Source organism: Mesorhizobium loti CJ3sym, assembly GCF_000472785.1.
GTDB classification, from domain to species: Bacteria; Pseudomonadota; Alphaproteobacteria; order Rhizobiales; family Rhizobiaceae; genus Mesorhizobium; species Mesorhizobium loti_E.
This window is the reverse complement of the sequence record NZ_AXAL01000006.1, coordinates 63,130-76,970: the sequence shown is the minus strand read 5'-3', so window position 1 is coordinate 76,970 and position 13,841 is coordinate 63,130. Positions and strand designations below refer to the sequence as shown.

The 13,841-nt window shown below is 62.2% G+C and carries 17 protein-coding genes; 7 read left to right on the top strand and 10 right to left on the bottom strand.

All coding sequences use genetic code 11. The annotated features are described in order from the left end of the window. Positions 1–5: 5 nt before the first annotated feature. Positions 6–1,307 carry a cytochrome b gene (locus A3A9_RS0109030; RefSeq protein ID WP_027058502.1) on the bottom strand — a complete coding sequence of 434 codons (1,302 nt, stop codon included), beginning with the start codon at positions 1,305–1,307 and terminating at the stop codon, positions 6–8. A 17-nt stretch (positions 1,308–1,324) separates the two neighbouring features. After that, complete coding sequence (petA, locus tag A3A9_RS0109025; protein WP_027058501.1) at positions 1,325–1,885, bottom strand: ubiquinol-cytochrome c reductase iron-sulfur subunit; 561 nt, start codon at positions 1,883–1,885, stop codon at positions 1,325–1,327. Between the two features lie 260 nt (positions 1,886–2,145). Here petA and A3A9_RS0109020 point away from each other — a divergent pair, with 260 nt between their 5' ends. Genes A3A9_RS0109020 through A3A9_RS0109010 form a run of 3 tightly spaced genes read left to right on the top strand, consistent with a single transcriptional unit; the run spans position 2,146 to position 3,205 of the window. Next, positions 2,146–2,436, top strand: coding sequence for a type II toxin-antitoxin system prevent-host-death family antitoxin (locus tag A3A9_RS0109020; RefSeq protein ID WP_027058500.1), 291 nt, complete (start codon positions 2,146–2,148; stop codon positions 2,434–2,436). Beyond that, positions 2,436–2,855, top strand: a complete 420-nt coding sequence (locus A3A9_RS0109015; RefSeq protein ID WP_027058499.1) for a type II toxin-antitoxin system VapC family toxin — start codon at positions 2,436–2,438, stop codon at positions 2,853–2,855. Before A3A9_RS0109020 ends, A3A9_RS0109015 begins: the two co-directional genes overlap by 1 nt. 5 nt (positions 2,856–2,860) lie before the next feature. After that, the gene (locus tag A3A9_RS0109010; RefSeq protein WP_027058498.1) at positions 2,861–3,205 is read left to right on the top strand and encodes a cupin domain-containing protein; all 345 of its coding nucleotides are present in this window, start codon (positions 2,861–2,863) and stop codon (positions 3,203–3,205) included. Positions 3,206–3,288: 83 nt separating this feature from the next. On the opposite strand, the gene A3A9_RS0109005 is transcribed toward A3A9_RS0109010, so the two are convergent. From A3A9_RS0109005 to A3A9_RS0108990, 4 genes are read right to left on the bottom strand one after another with little or no spacing between them, the layout of a single operon-like run. Further along, positions 3,289–3,600: a DUF6665 family protein gene (locus tag A3A9_RS0109005; protein ID WP_027058497.1), complete on the bottom strand. Its 312-nt coding sequence runs from the start codon at positions 3,598–3,600 to the stop codon at positions 3,289–3,291. A gap of 37 nt (positions 3,601–3,637) precedes the next feature. Then, positions 3,638–5,521, bottom strand: coding sequence for an ABC transporter ATP-binding protein (locus A3A9_RS38480; RefSeq protein WP_033838440.1), 1,884 nt, complete (start codon positions 5,519–5,521; stop codon positions 3,638–3,640). Positions 5,522–5,531: 10 nt separating this feature from the next. Continuing rightward, positions 5,532–7,418, bottom strand: a complete 1,887-nt coding sequence (locus A3A9_RS0108995; RefSeq protein ID WP_033838439.1) for an ABC transporter ATP-binding protein — start codon at positions 7,416–7,418, stop codon at positions 5,532–5,534. Between the two features lie 29 nt (positions 7,419–7,447). Continuing rightward, positions 7,448–7,882 (bottom strand): hypothetical protein, encoded by a 435-nt coding sequence (locus A3A9_RS0108990; RefSeq protein WP_245279000.1) that lies wholly within the window; start codon positions 7,880–7,882, stop codon positions 7,448–7,450. A 398-nt stretch (positions 7,883–8,280) separates the two neighbouring features. Here A3A9_RS0108990 and A3A9_RS0108985 point away from each other — a divergent pair, with 398 nt between their 5' ends. Then, positions 8,281–8,739, top strand: a complete 459-nt coding sequence (locus A3A9_RS0108985) for a tRNA (cytidine(34)-2'-O)-methyltransferase (protein WP_027058494.1) — start codon at positions 8,281–8,283, stop codon at positions 8,737–8,739. Between the two features lie 161 nt (positions 8,740–8,900). Beyond that, positions 8,901–9,371, top strand: a complete 471-nt coding sequence (gene soxR, locus A3A9_RS0108980) for a redox-sensitive transcriptional activator SoxR (protein WP_027058493.1) — start codon at positions 8,901–8,903, stop codon at positions 9,369–9,371. 90 nt (positions 9,372–9,461) lie between these two features. Here soxR and A3A9_RS0108975 read toward each other — a convergent pair whose 3' ends face one another. Beyond that, the gene (locus A3A9_RS0108975) at positions 9,462–9,719 is read right to left on the bottom strand and encodes a hypothetical protein (RefSeq protein ID WP_023770299.1); all 258 of its coding nucleotides are present in this window, start codon (positions 9,717–9,719) and stop codon (positions 9,462–9,464) included. Positions 9,720–9,932: 213 nt separating this feature from the next. Between A3A9_RS0108975 and hemF the strand changes: the two genes are divergently transcribed. After that, complete coding sequence (gene hemF / locus A3A9_RS0108970) at positions 9,933–10,847, top strand: oxygen-dependent coproporphyrinogen oxidase (RefSeq protein WP_027058492.1); 915 nt, start codon at positions 9,933–9,935, stop codon at positions 10,845–10,847. A gap of 156 nt (positions 10,848–11,003) precedes the next feature. Beyond that, complete coding sequence (locus tag A3A9_RS0108965; RefSeq protein ID WP_027058491.1) at positions 11,004–11,189, top strand: DUF1059 domain-containing protein; 186 nt, start codon at positions 11,004–11,006, stop codon at positions 11,187–11,189. A gap of 1 nt (position 11,190) precedes the next feature. Here the strand turns inward: A3A9_RS0108965 and A3A9_RS0108960 are convergent, their stop codons facing one another. Genes A3A9_RS0108960 through A3A9_RS0108950 form a run of 3 tightly spaced genes read right to left on the bottom strand, consistent with a single transcriptional unit; the run spans position 11,191 to position 13,714 of the window. Next, positions 11,191–12,456: a CCA tRNA nucleotidyltransferase gene (locus tag A3A9_RS0108960; protein ID WP_027058490.1), complete on the bottom strand. Its 1,266-nt coding sequence runs from the start codon at positions 12,454–12,456 to the stop codon at positions 11,191–11,193. Then, a complete protein-coding gene (locus A3A9_RS0108955) occupies positions 12,453–13,085 on the bottom strand; it encodes a CoA pyrophosphatase (RefSeq protein WP_027058489.1) in 633 nt (210 codons plus the stop codon). The genes A3A9_RS0108960 and A3A9_RS0108955 overlap by 4 nt, the downstream gene beginning before the upstream one ends. Then, a complete protein-coding gene (locus tag A3A9_RS0108950) occupies positions 13,085–13,714 on the bottom strand; it encodes a DUF1285 domain-containing protein (RefSeq protein WP_027058488.1) in 630 nt (209 codons plus the stop codon). The genes A3A9_RS0108955 and A3A9_RS0108950 overlap by 1 nt, the downstream gene beginning before the upstream one ends. Between the last annotated feature and the right edge of the window lie 127 nt (positions 13,715–13,841).

Here is a 13,841-nt window from a genome sequence, read left to right as displayed (position 1 = left end):
ACCGCTCAGCCCTTGGTCTCTGGCGCGGCCGTGGCGCCCACAGGATGCCCGCTGCCGCCCTTGTTCTTCTCCAGCACCGCCTCGGTGATCGAGTTCGGCACCCTGCGCGGCGTCTCGATCAGACCAAGCACCGGCAGCGCGATCAGGAAGAAGGCGAAATAGAACAGTGTCGCCATCTGCGCCATGAACACATAGCTGCCTTCCGCCGGCTGCGAGCCCAGCCAGCCAAGCAGGATGGCGTCGGCCACGAACAGCCAGAAGAACAGCTTGTACCAGGGCCGGTAGACCGCCGAGCGAACCTTGGAGGTGTCGAGCCACGGCACCAGGAACAGCATGACGATGGCGCCGAACATGCACAGCACGCCGCCGAGCTTGGAGTTGATCGGCCCGATGTTGAAGGTGATGGCGCGCAGGATCGCGTAGAACGGCAGGAAATACCATTCCGGCACGATATGGGCCGGCGTCTTCAGCGGGTTGGCGACGATGTAATTGTCGGGATGGCCGAGATAGTTCGGCAAGAAGAAGATGAAATAGGCGAAGATGAACAGGAACACGATCATGCCGAACGCGTCCTTGATGGTCGCATAGGGCGTGAAGGCGACGGTGTCGGTCTTCGACTTGACCTCGATACCGGTAGGGTTCGACTGGCCAACGACATGCAGCGCCCAGACATGCAGCACGACGACGCCGGCAATCATGAACGGCAGGAGATAATGCAGCGCAAAGAAGCGGTTCAGCGTCGGATTGTCGACGGCGAAGCCGCCGAGCAGCAGCTGCTGGATCCAGTTGCCGACAAGCGGTATGGCGCTGAAGAAGCCGGTGATGACGGTGGCGCCCCAGAAGCTCATCTGTCCCCATGGCAGCACGTAGCCCATGAAGCCGGTCGCCATCATCAGGAGGTAGATGATGCAGCCGAGAATCCAGAGGAGCTCGCGCGGCGCCTTGTAGGACCCGTAATAGAGGCCACGGAAGATGTGCATGTAGACGGCGATGAAGAAGAACGAGGCGCCGTTGGCATGCATGTAGCGCAAAAGCCAGCCGGAATTGACGTCGCGCATGATCTTCTCGACCGAGCCGAAGGCGAGATTGGTGTCGGCGGCGTAGTGCATGGCCAGCACGATGCCGGTCAGGATCTGCGCCACCAGCATGATCGACAGGATACCGCCAAATGTCCACATGTAGTTGAGGTTGCGCGGCACCGGGTAGGAGACGAAGCTGTCATAGACCAGCCGCGGCAGCGGCATGCGGGCGTCGAACCAGCGTTCGATACCGGTTTTGGGCGTGTAGGTCGAGTGTCCCTCGCTCATCGAAATGTCCCCCTGCCTCAACCGATAATGATCTTGGTATCGGAAATGAACTTGAATACCGGCACAGCCATGTTCTCGGGCGCCGGGCCTTTGCGGATGCGGCCGGCGGTGTCGTATTGCGAACCATGGCACGGGCAGAACCAGCCGCCGAAATCGCCTTCCTGGCCGAGCGGAATACAGCCCAGATGCGTGCAGACCTGAACCATCACCATCCAGGCTTCCTTGCCGGGCGTGGTGCGGTTGGCGTCGGTCGCCGGCGCGTCGGCCGGCAAATTGGCGTTGCGAGCGATGGGATCCTTAAGATCGCCTAGTTTGACGGCCTCGCCGTCCTTCATTTCTTTTTCAGTGCGGTTGCGCACCACGACCGGCTTGCCGCGCCACTTGACGATCAGCGACATGCCAGGCGTCAGCGAGGCGACGTCGACCTCGACCGAGGCGAGCGCCAGCGTCGAGGCATCAGGGCGCATCTGGTCGATGAAGGGCCATGCGAACGCGCCGGCGCCGACCACGGCAGCCATGCCGGTGGCGACATAGAGAAAGTCTCGACGGTTGGGATCCTGGATGTCGGTTGCGCTCACGGGTGCCTGATCCTTTCGCCTCTTCCGCGCCGGTGGCTGAGCCTTGTTCCCCGCTCAATTACGCCAACCCGACAGCGCATGGCGAACAGGCTAGCGAATTCCTCCGGCATTTGGACTTCGGTTTATGCGTGAAGCCCGTTTTTGTCCAGACGGGTCAAGGCATATGGGCAGATTGTCGCGGGCGTTCCGCACAGCGATAAATTTGACGGGCTTGGTTGAATGTAGCAATATGTCTACATCTTCTCGACGGAGGTGCCGAAATGAACATCTCGACGAAGACGACCACCACCATGTCGAGCCGTGAATTCAACCAGGATACTGCGCTCGCCAAACGAGCAGCCAGGACTGCGCCGGTCATCATAACCGACCGCGGCAAGCCCTCCCATGTGCTGATGTCGATAGAGGAATACGAAAACCTGAAAGCCGCGGGCAGGCCAGAGAAACATCGAAGCCTCGCGGACGCCATTGCTGATGATCGTCCGGAAGCGGATTTTGATTTCGACATCCCGGAACTCAAGGGCTTTTCCCTGCGCCCGCCCAAGTTCGACTGATGTATCTGCTCGATACCAACGTCATCTCCGAACTCAGGCGGAAAGACCGATGCGACCCGAACGTTTGGGCCTGGGCCGAGGGTCGAAATCCAGCCGAGCTTCATATTTCGGCCGTCAGTATTCTCGAAACCCAGATCGGCGCCCTGAGAGCGGAGCGAAAGGACGAGAAAAAGGGGGCTGTGCTGCGCGCCTGGGTCGACGGATTGGTTGCAGAAATCGCAGAGCGCATATTGCCCGTGGATCTCGCTGTCGTGCTGCGCTGCGCACCCCTCCACGTCCCGGATCCCAAGCCTGATCGCGACGCCTATATCGCCGCTACCGCGCTCGTCAAAAACTTGACGGTTGTGACCCGCAACACCAGGGATTTTGAAGGCACCGGAGTGAAACTGTTCAATCCCTGGATACCATCGAAGGGTTAGGGGCAATGGCGCATGTCATAGACCGTGAGGAATGGGCAGTTCGCCCCGACCGTTGGAAGGGCGAGCTGCAATGTGGCGCCTACGGCTCCAACTCCTGCCTGATCTTCAACCACCTGCCTGATGTCGGCGGCGGCCCGCGGCTGCATTCCCATCCTTACGCAGAGATCTTCATCATCCGTCTGGGCACAGGCCTGTTCACGGTCGGCGACCAGGAAATCGAGGCCTCCGCCGGCCAGATCCTGATCGTTCCGCCCAACACGCCGCACAAATTCACCAATCTCGGTCCGGGTCCACTGGAAACCATCGACATTCACGAGAACGGCACGTTCATCACCGAATGGCTGGAATAGACCATGATCCCGAAAAGTGGGAACCGGTTTTCCCGGACAAACGGAACCCGTTTGTCCAGAGATCATGGTCAAACAAAAGAGAGCTACGTCGCTCCCAACCGGGCCAGCACGGCTTTCGGGATGCTGTACTCGCGGATGACGGCATCATGCTTGCGCAAGCCGCAAAGTTCACGCTGGATGAAATAGGCATGAACGGCTGCCGCAGCCTCCTTGAGAAGCCTCGGGCGCAGTTCCTCGTCGGCATTGGCGCCCAGCCGGGCGAGCGTTTCCTCGACCTTTTGCCCGGCGCGGCCGAGTGCCGCCGCCTTTTCGGCGAGGATTTCATGGCCAAGCACATCAAACGCCGTTTCCTGGGCGCTGGATCTCCCGAAATTCGACGGCATGCGCACGGACATTGGCCTCAATCTCCGATCAAAGACAGCACCACCAAATCTATTCGGCCGGCCGCGTTTCTTCCAGCACACTGTCCTCGTGATAGAGGAAGCCGCCCGACTGTCTCTTCCACAGCCGCGCATAGAGCCCGTCGAGCGCCACCAGTTCGTCATGCGTGCCTTGTTCGACGATGCGGCCGCCGTCCAACACCACGAGGCGGTCAAGGGCTGCGATCGTCGACAGCCGGTGCGCGATGGCGATGACCGTCTTGTTTTCCATCAGCCGGGAGAGGTTTTCCTGGATCGCCGCCTCGATGTCGGAATCGAGCGCCGAGGTTGCCTCGTCGAGAATCAGGATCGGCGCATCCTTGAGGAAGACACGGGCGATCGCCACGCGCTGGCGCTGGCCGCCCGACAGTTTCACGCCGCGCTCGCCGACAAACGCCTCGTAGCCGGCACGGTCCTTGTTGTCGCGCAAGGTCAGGATGAATTCGTGCGCCTCGGCCTTTCTGGCCGCGGCGATCACCTCCGCATCGGTCGCGTCAGGCATGCCGAGCTTGATGTTGTCGCGCAGCGAACGGTGAAACAGGGCCGTATCCTGGCTGACGACGCCGATCTTGGCGCGCAGCGAATTCTGCGTCACCTCGGCAACATTCTGGCCATCGATCAGGATCTTGCCGCTTTCGAGGTCGTAAAGCCGCAGGATCAGGTTGGCGAGCGTCGTCTTGCCCGCACCCGACGGCCCGACCAGCCCGACCTTCTCGCCCGGCTTGACGACAAGGTCGATGCCGTTCAGCACGCCGAAGCCTTTGCCATAGTGGAACTCGACATTCTTCACCTCGATGCGGCCGCCGGCCACGACGAGTTCCCTGGCATCGGGCGCGTCGATGAGGCCGAGTGGCTGCGAGATCAGCGCCTTGGAGTTTTCCAGCACGCCGAGGTTCCGCAATATGCCGTTGAGCTGCATCATCACCCGCCCGAGCAGCATGTTGAGCCGCAGCACCAGCGACAGCGTGAAAGCGACGGCGCCGACGGTGATCGTGCCCTCCACCCAGAGATAGACGGCAAAGCAGCCGATCGCTGTGATCATGATGCCCGACAGCGTCGTCAGCGCCATGCGCACGCCGGTCAGCCGGCGGGTGAAAGGCCGTAGCGCGTCGAGATAGATGTCGAAGCCGTTCCTGATGTAGCGATCGTCGCCATCGGCCGAGAAAAGCTTCAGCGTCTGCACATTGGAATAGGAATCGATGATGCGCCCATTGATCATCGAGCCGGCCTCGGCGGCCTCCTCGGCATGCTTGCGGATCGAAGGCAGATATAGCTTTGCCAGCCAGCCGAAAGCGAGGATCCAGATCACCACCAGCACGGCCAGGCGCAGATCCAGCCCGGCGACCAGTGCCAAGGTCGTCGCTGTATAGACGAGCATGAACCAGATGACCTCGATGAAGCTTTCCATCAAATCGCCGGTCGCCTGTCCCGCCTGCCAGACCTTGGTGGCGATGCGGCCGGCGAAATCGTTCTGGAAGAAGGTATAGGACTGCCGCGATACGTGCCGATGCGCCTGCCAGCGCACCAGATTGTAGAAGCCGGGCGTGATCGTCTGCTCGTCGACCAGCGTCGAGAGCCCAACGACAATGGTGCGGATGACCAGCACCACCGCGATCATGAACACCAGTTCCGGGCCAGCGGCATTCCACAGCGCGTGCCAGCTGCGCTCGCCGGGCAACTGATCGAGAATATCGACCAGCCGCCCGACGAAGTAGAACAGGCCGGCCTCGATCAGCGGCGCGATGCCGCCGATGACCAGCATGGCGAAGAAGGCGAACTTCGCCTGGCCGACATAATGCCAGATGAAGCCGCCGACGCTGGACGGTGGCCGAAGGTTCGCCGGCTCCCTGAACGGATAGACCCAGTTCTCGAACCAGCGATAGACGGCTGTCATCATGCGGCGGCCATCATTCTGCGGCTTGCCCCTTTGCAATTGCATCATTGGCGGCATCGGTCGGGATGTCCTCGAGCAGGAACCCGCCCGACTGGCGCTGCCAGAGCTGGGCGTAGAGCCCGCCCTTGGCGACCAGTTCGTCGTGCGAACCTTCCTCGATGACCCGACCCTGGTCCATCACCACGAGCCTGTCCATCGCCGCGATGGTCGACAGCCGGTGGGCGATGGCGATGACGGTCTTGCCTTGCATGAGCTTGTAGAGGTTCTCCTGGATGGCCGCTTCCGCCTCGGAATCCAGCGCCGACGTCGCCTCGTCAAGGATAAGTATCGGCGCATCCTTCAACATAACGCGAGCAATGGCGATGCGTTGCCGCTGGCCGCCGGACAATTTGACGCCACGGTCGCCGACATAAGCGTCGACCCCCCTGCGGCCACTGGCATCCGAAAGCCCGCCGATGAAATCCAGCGCCTCGGCACGGCGCGCCGCCTCGACAAGCATCTCGTCGGAAGCATCGGGCCGGCCGTAGAGGATGTTCTCGCGCACCGAACGATGCAGCAGCGAAGTGTCCTGTGTGACCATGCCGATCTGCGCGCGCAGCGAATCCTGCTTCACACCGGCGATCTCCTGGCCGTCGATCAGGATCCGTCCGCTTTCCAAATCGTAGAAGCGCAGCAGCAGATTGACCAGCGTCGACTTGCCGGCGCCCGAGCGACCGACAATGCCGACCTTCTCGCCCGGCTTCACCGCCAGTGACAGGTTTTCGATGACACCTTTCTCCTTGCCATAGTGGAAGCGGATATCCTCGAAGCGGATATCGCCCTTGGCAACGCTGATCTCCTGCGCATCCGGCCTGTCCTCGACAAGCCGCGGCAGCGAGATCGAGGCGATGCCGTCATGCACGGTGCCGATGTTCTCGAACAGGGCCGACATTTCCCACATGATCCACTGCGACATGCCCCACATTCTGAGCACCAGGCCGATGACCACGGCGACCGCGCCGATCGTCACCACTTGTCCCATCCACAGCCACAGCGAGATAGCGGTGATCGAGAACAGCAACAGTGAGTTCAGAATGTAAAGCGAGCCGAAAAGCACCGTCACCAGCCGCATCGAACGGTAGACCGTGCTCAGGAAGCCATCCATCCCTTCCCTTGCGAAAGAAGCCTCGCGGCGCGCATGGGAAAACAGCTTGACCGTCTGGATGTTGGAATAGCTGTCGACGACGCGGCCGGTCATGACCGAGCGCGCATTGGCCTGTTCCTCGCCGACCTTGCCCAGGCGCGGAATGAAAAAGCGCAGCAACAGGATGTAGCCGACCAGCCAGACGACCAGTGGCGCGGCCAGCCGCCAGTCGGCCGAGCCGACGATGACCAGCATGCCCAGGAAATAGACGATGACGTAGTTGAGGACGTCGAGCACCTTGATGACGCATTCGCGCACGGCGAGTGCCGTCTGCATCAGCTTGGTGGCGATGCGTCCGGCGAACTCATCCTGGTAGAAACTCATCGACTGCTTGAGCAGGTAGCGATGCACCTGCCAGCGGATGCGCATGGGATAGTTGCCCATCAGCGTCTGCTGGTTGAGCAGCGAATGCAGCCACACCGTGCCCGGCAGCGCGAACAGCACGATGAAGGCCATACCGGCGAGCTTCCAGCTCTCCGTCTGCAGGAAGGTTTCGCGGTTCGCCGCCGACAGCCAGTCGACGATGCGGCCGAGGAAGCCGAACATCCACACTTCGGCGATCGCGATGGCCGCCACCAGCACCGCGTCGACAAGGATATAGGGCCATGCGCCACGCGTATAATGCAGGCAGAAGGCCACCAGCGTCTTGGGCGGCTCGACCGGTTCCGCTGCCGGGAACGGATCGAGCCTTCTTTCAAACCAGCTAAACAACAACATAGGTCATGCCTGTAAAATCTGTTTTCCGCTTACGCGGCTTGGCGACGTCCGAAGTCCCCGGCGGCGCCGAGGGCCGACGGTCCGGAATCATCCGGACCGTCGGCCCTGCTTCGCGCAATATAGGGGCCCGCGGGCTTTTCGCCGACAGGCTCGTTTGCCGATCCTGACGGTGCGGTGTCGACAAGCCGGATTTTCGCACCCGGCCGGATCAGCCGGATGATCCGGCGCACCAGCGACGGCCGGCTCGGATCGGGAACCGCGCGCGAGAAATCGACATCCGGCAACATGCCGCGATGCGGCCGACGGCGAACTTCGGCGTGAACCGCCGACGAATAGGTCTCGCCGATCAACAGCGCCCAGGTCGGCAGTCGGTGGATATGCAGGCTCCTTGAGCCAGGTATTCTGTAGGGATCGAACATCGGTCCGTCCTCCGTGTGAAAATAGAGATGAAAAGGCGAATCCATGTCTTCCGCCGGCATTCGGCCGGAGGCATGGATTGCGTCGGTCTGGACACGACGCCAAGCATCGGTCTGGACATGTTCAGGTGGGGCGTTCAGCCCTTTTGACTTTTTGAAAAACATCGCAGCATTCCTTCGACCGAAAAAACGTTTCGGCGGGAATCGGTGCGATCAAGTCTTAGAGAGTCAGGAGAATTGTCGTACCGAAACCGCCGTGGAGCGTGCTAGCCCACGAGAGGGGCGCTGGATGCGCATGGTCATCATGAGTTTCCCCTCCATCGGTTCGGGTTGACAATGCTGGCCGTATACCCGACTTCGAAAAAAATCGCCACCCGCAGGTCGAGGAATTTCCAAAACCGCGAGCCCGCTGTTGCCGATCTGCCACTTATTAGAAGGACGCGGAAATGAACGGTCGTCTCCGCATCGCGCTCTACCAGCCTGACATCGCCGGCAATACCGGGACAATCCTGCGCCTGGCCGCGTGCCTTGGCCTTGGCGTCGACATCATCGAGCCGGCCGGCTTTCCGCTTTCCGACAAAGCGCTCAAGCGCGCCGGCATGGACTACCTCGAAATGGCTGCCTTGACCCGGCACCTCGACTGGAACACCTTCGAGGACTGGCGCAAGGAGGACGGGCGCCGGCTGGTGCTGCTGTCGACCAGGGCTACGACCCCCTACACCAGCTTCAGTTTCGCGGACGGCGACATCCTCCTGTTCGGCCGCGAATCCGCAGGCGTGCCGGATCCGGTCCATCAGGCGGCGGATGCGCGGCTGACCATCCCCATGCAAGGCACCGCGCGCAGCATCAACGTCGCGCTCTCCGTCGCCATGGTGGCGGGCGAGGCGATCCGGCAGCTCGAATAGGATCCGCAACCCGTCGACGATACCGCCCCTGCCGTCGCCGAGGACAGCGCTTTCTCCAGTAATTCTCGCCCAGGCGCACATCGCCTTCTCCTGTCATTTGCCCAATCAACATTTCCTCGCTACAAGCTCAACTTAAGTTGAGGTCAAGCGGAAAATGGGAAATGGCTCCAGTAACGGAATTGACGGTCGGCCAGGTGGCGATGCGCAGCGGCGTCGCGGTGTCGGCGCTGCATTTCTATGAAGCGCGCGGGCTGATCCGCAGCCACCGCACCTCAGGCAACCAGCGCCGCTATGGCCGCGACGTGCTGCGGCGGGTGGCGATCATCAAGGTCGCGCAGGAGGTTGGCATCTCGCTGGCCGAGATCGGCGAGGCCTTGGCTTCACTACCGGAGGGCCGCACACCGACGCGCGACGACTGGAACCTGCTGTCGACCGCCTGGCGCGACGGGCTCGACCACAAGATCGCCCAGTTGAAGAAATTGCGCGACGGGCTGACCGACTGCATCGGCTGCGGCTGCATGTCGATCGACAAATGTCCGCTCCGGAACAAGGGCGACAGGCTGGCAAGGGAAGGCATGGGGGCGAGACGGTTGATTCTTCCTTCTCCCCGTTCACGGGGAGAAGGTGCCTGAAAGGCGGATGAGGGGCAGCGCCAGCAGACGGAGGTCTGCGCCGCCCCTTGCCTACCGGCATCCTCTCCCCGTAAACGGGGCGAGGAAACCCTAATCCGCCGCCGGCAAGCGCCTGATGGTGAACTCGATCAAATCGCCCGGCCGCTCGAACCAGCTTTCGATCTCGGTCCAGTAGGCCTGCTTGGGAAAGCGCTCGAACCATTCCTTGGCCTTGAGGCGCGCGTCGGAGCGCGGCAGGACGAAGGTCTCACGCAGAAAGCCGTCGCGCGGCATGCGCGCACGCTCAGCCCGGCTTTGGTCGAGCCTTTTCTTCAGGCCATCCAGCGGCGGTCTTGCCGGGGTGCGCACGAAAGAAACTCCTTGCACCGTAGCGCATGACCCTGAAACCGGCATCGAATCCCGGATCATGCATAAAACCAAAGTCTTGCTACATCCCTTGCGCGTCCAAAGGCCGCGAGGCGCTGCAACGGGACTTGACCCTGTTCCTCAAGAGATTAGGGATCGCGCCCGGAAAAGACGAGTCTTTTGTCGACTCGACCGCCCGCAACCGGAGACGGCACTTTGGAACGACCTGAAATACAAGCTGGCCTGCCCGCCGACATCGAACAGAAGAAGATGAAGGCCCGCCTGTGGTTCGAAGCCTTGCGCGAACGCATCTGCGGCACCTTCGAGCAGATCGAGCAGGATCTTGGCGGTCCCTTGGCCTCCTGGTCGCCCGGCCGTTTCGAAAAGACACCCTGGGAACGCGATGCCGGCAAGGGTGGCGGCGGCACCATGTCGATGATGCACGGCCGCGTCTTCGAGAAAGTCGGCGTCCACACCTCGACCGTCCATGGCGAGTTCTCACCCGAATTCAGGAAGCAGATGCCCGGCGCCGAGGAAGACCCGCGCTTCTGGGCCTCCGGCATTTCGCTGATCGCGCACCCCTGGAACCCCAACGTTCCGGCCGTGCACATGAACACGCGCATGGTGGTCACCTCCAGGCAATGGTTCGGCGGCGGCGCCGACCTCACCCCGGTGCTCGACCGCCGCCGCACCCAGGACGACCCCGACACGACAGCCTTCCACCGTGCCATGCAGTTCGCTTGCGAGAAGAATGCCGCCGTCGCCGACTACCCGAAATTCAAGGCCTGGTGCGACGAGTACTTCTATCTGTCGCACCGCAACGAGCCGCGCGGCACCGGCGGCATCTTCTTCGACTGGCTGCATTCCGCCGAGGAGAAAGGCGGCTGGAACGCCGATTTCAACTTCGTCCAGGACGTCGGGCGCTCTTTTCTCGTTGTCTACGGCCACCTCGTGCGCGCCAATTTCAACGAGAACTGGACCGACGGCGACCGCGATGAACAGCTCATCCGTCGTGGCCGCTACGTCGAATTCAACCTGCTTCACGACCGCGGCACCATCTTTGGCCTGAAAACAGGCGGCAATGTCGCCGCGATCCTGTCCAGCCTGCCGCCGGAGGTCCGCTGGCCGTAAATGTGGGCTCTGCGGAAAGCGCACGCAGCTTTGATGCAACCAGACGGCCCGTCGCGTGTTATGGTAATTGACCATGCTGGCGGTCCAAAGCCGGACCGTGAGCCAAGAAAAGTGGCGGAGCCCTGACCGGCTCCCCGGAGGAAAAGGAGAAATCCAATGAAGGAATTTCACTGCGGGTCGCTCGTTCCCGGCTGTGAGTGGCACACCCGTGCCGACGAGGAAGCCGAAGTTATGCGCCGTGCCGTCGAGCATATGCGCGAGACGCATGGCGAGACTGTTATCCGCGAAACGATGATCGAGGCGATACGCTCACGCGTCGAAAAAGTCCGCGACGCCGCCTGATCTAACCGGCGTTCAGGGCCTGGGCGGCGCGTTCGAGCAGCGCGCCGCGGTCGGGCGCAAATCCCGCTTCGATCCATTCGGTCTCGAGGTTCTTGAGGATTTCGCCCAGTTTCGGCCCTGGCTTTGCCCCGAGTGCCGTCAGATCGGCGCCTTTCAGCGGAAATACTGGCTTTTCCCATTTGAGCGCGAAGGCCAGCAGGCGCGAAAAGCCGCCGGCCTCAAGCAGTGCCTCGTTGTCCTGAACAGCGCGCACCCGTGCACCCGCAAGCGACAGCCGCAGGCGATCGACAAATCCTTGCCGGTCGCCGCGATAAAGCCGCTTCGCCAGCTCGCCCTCGGTGGTCTTCGGTTCGACGACAGTGGCCAGCGCCCAGTGGCGCAAGCGGTCTGATTCACCGGTCGAAAACCGGAGCCGCTCGGTAAGGGTCTTCATGCGCGCGGCATCCGGCGGCACGATTGCTTCGAGCCGCAGCATCGGATCCGCGGTCCAGCCGAGATTCTTTTCAGCCTTGGTCAGCCCGTGGATGGCATCGATCCCCCATCTCTCGCTTTCCGGCAGCGCGGTTGTCAGCACACTTGCCTGCCGCATCCAGAGCAGTGCCCGCGACGGGTCAGGCGCCGACAAAAGCTTCTTCAGTTCGGACCAGATGCGTTCGGCCGACAGTTGCCCCAGCCCCTCTTTGAGCCGGGCGCAGGCCTTCAGTCCCTCGGCGTCAGGCCGGCCTTCGCCATACCAGGCAAAGAAGCGGAAAAAGCGCAGGATGCGCAGATAATCCTCACGGATGCGCGCTTCCGCATCGCCAATGAAGCGCAGCCGCCGCGCCTCGATATCGGCGATGCCGCCAACCAGGTCGACGACAGTGCCATCCGCTTCGGCGTAGAGCGCGTTGATGGTGAAGTCGCGCCGCTCGGCATCCAGTCTCCAGTCGCGCCCGAACGAAACCTTGGCGCGACGGCCATCGGTCTCGACATCGGCGCGCAAGGTGGTGATTTCATAGGGCTTGCCGCCGGCAACGACGGTGATCGTGCCGTGCTCGATGCCGGTAGGCACCGGTTTGAAGCCTTCCGCCTCGGCGCGGCGGATGGTTTCATCAGGCAAACAGGTGGTGGCGATGTCGATGTCGGCGACCGGCTGGCCCATCAGCACGTTGCGTACCGCGCCGCCGGCGATACGCGCCTCCTCACCGCCTTCAGCCAGGGCGGCAAGCAAGCGCTGCAGATGCTTGTCGGTGAGCCAGTCGGCCCTGTCCGAAATCGAAACAATCACGCATAGAGCCTTTCATAGAGCGTGCGGATGATGCCGGCGGTGACGCCCCAGATGCGCCGGTCGCCATAGGGCATGTCGTAGAAGAACCATTCGAGATCGTTCCACATGCGGCTGTCGCGCTTGTGATTGGCCGGGTCCATCAGGAAGCGCAGCGGCACTTCGAAGGCCGCATCGACCTCGTCGGCGTTCAAGGTCAGCTGGAAGCCGGGCCGAACGATGCCCAGCACCGGCGCGATGCGGTAGCCGCTGCCGGCGACATAATCCGGCATGCGGCCGATGATCTCGATGCGGTCTTGGCCAAGCCCGACCTCCTCGAAGGTCTCGCGCAGCGCCGCGGCTTCCGGGCTCGCATCGGTCGCATCGATGGTACCGCCGGGGAATGCCACCTGCCCGGAATGGCTGCGCAGCTTCTCCGCCCGCTTGGTCAGAAGAACCGTCGCTTCGCCCTGGTGATCGACCACCGGGATCAGCACTGCGGCATTGCGCAGTGGCTTGCCCTGGTTAAGGCGCGGATGGCCGGGATTGAAGCGATGATCGCCGTAATCGTCGTCGGCATGCGCTTGCGGCTGCGCGGCAAAGCGCGCGCGAAAATCCGCCGATGAAAACGGCACCGGTGACACCTGATCCATCATGCGCTCAGCCGTTTCAACTGGTCGGCCGGCATGATCGGAAAAACGGCGCCCTTCGAGCGCACGGCAAACATCGTCTTGCCGCCGATCTCGAGCTCTTCGCCATGCCCGACCAGTTCGTACATGACAGGCCGCGCCACCAGCGCCTCCAGCCGGCCGCGCACCAGCACATAGGGCTTCAGGCCGCCGGTCTCGTTCTCGTCGACGAAACGCAGCGGCCGCTCCGGTCCGGCCTCGACCACGTCGCCGACATTGGTGCGGAAGGTGATGATCTGTTCGTCACCACTGCCCGAAACATCCATCTCGACGGCGATGAACGGCGCATCCGCGACGCGGATGCCGACCTTTTCCACAGGCGTAACCAGATAGGTCCTGCCGTCTTCGTCCTTGCGCAGCACGGAGGAGAATAGCTGCACCAGTGGCATGCGGCCGATCGGCGTTCCCAGATAGAACCAGGTGCCGTCGGCCTTGATCTCCATGTCGAGATCGCCGCAAAAGTCGGGATTCCAGCGCTCGACCGGTGCCGCGCCCTTGCCGGCACGCGCCGCGCGCGAGATCAGCGCCTCCAGGCCGCGTGCCTCGGTTGCCTGCGTAAGGCTTTGTTGGCGATGTTCGTAGTGTTCCGTCATCGTCACGAAATAGTCACTGTTGTTCCGCTTGTCAGCCTAAGTCTGTGATTTAAGTTCGACCATAGCCACTACGCGAGGCCGAATCGCGGCAACTTATGCTATGGTGTCGCCGTATTTCCAACCATAG

Excerpts from the sequence above, each read along its gene's own strand:
- A3A9_RS0109030 (WP_027058502.1), bottom strand. The coding sequence starts at position 1,307 with ATGAGCGAGGGACACTCGACCTACACGCCCAAAACCGGTATCGAACGC.
- A3A9_RS0109020 (WP_027058500.1), top strand. The coding sequence starts at position 2,146 with ATGAACATCTCGACGAAGACGACCACCACCATGTCGAGCCGTGAATTC.
- A3A9_RS0109015 (WP_027058499.1), top strand. The coding sequence starts at position 2,436 with ATGTATCTGCTCGATACCAACGTCATCTCCGAACTCAGGCGGAAAGAC.
- A3A9_RS0109010 (WP_027058498.1), top strand. The coding sequence starts at position 2,861 with ATGGCGCATGTCATAGACCGTGAGGAATGGGCAGTTCGCCCCGACCGT.
- A3A9_RS0109005 (WP_027058497.1), bottom strand. The coding sequence starts at position 3,600 with ATGTCCGTGCGCATGCCGTCGAATTTCGGGAGATCCAGCGCCCAGGAA.
- A3A9_RS38480 (WP_033838440.1), bottom strand. The coding sequence starts at position 5,521 with ATGATGACAGCCGTCTATCGCTGGTTCGAGAACTGGGTCTATCCGTTC.
- A3A9_RS0108995 (WP_033838439.1), bottom strand. The coding sequence starts at position 7,418 with ATGTTGTTGTTTAGCTGGTTTGAAAGAAGGCTCGATCCGTTCCCGGCA.
- A3A9_RS0108990 (WP_245279000.1), bottom strand. The coding sequence starts at position 7,882 with ATGGATTCGCCTTTTCATCTCTATTTTCACACGGAGGACGGACCGATG.
- A3A9_RS0108985 (WP_027058494.1), top strand. The coding sequence starts at position 8,281 with ATGAACGGTCGTCTCCGCATCGCGCTCTACCAGCCTGACATCGCCGGC.
- soxR (WP_027058493.1), top strand. The coding sequence starts at position 8,901 with ATGGCTCCAGTAACGGAATTGACGGTCGGCCAGGTGGCGATGCGCAGC.
- A3A9_RS0108965 (WP_027058491.1), top strand. The coding sequence starts at position 11,004 with ATGAAGGAATTTCACTGCGGGTCGCTCGTTCCCGGCTGTGAGTGGCAC.
- A3A9_RS0108955 (WP_027058489.1), bottom strand. The coding sequence starts at position 13,085 with ATGGATCAGGTGTCACCGGTGCCGTTTTCATCGGCGGATTTTCGCGCG.
- A3A9_RS0108950 (WP_027058488.1), bottom strand. The coding sequence starts at position 13,714 with ATGACGGAACACTACGAACATCGCCAACAAAGCCTTACGCAGGCAACC.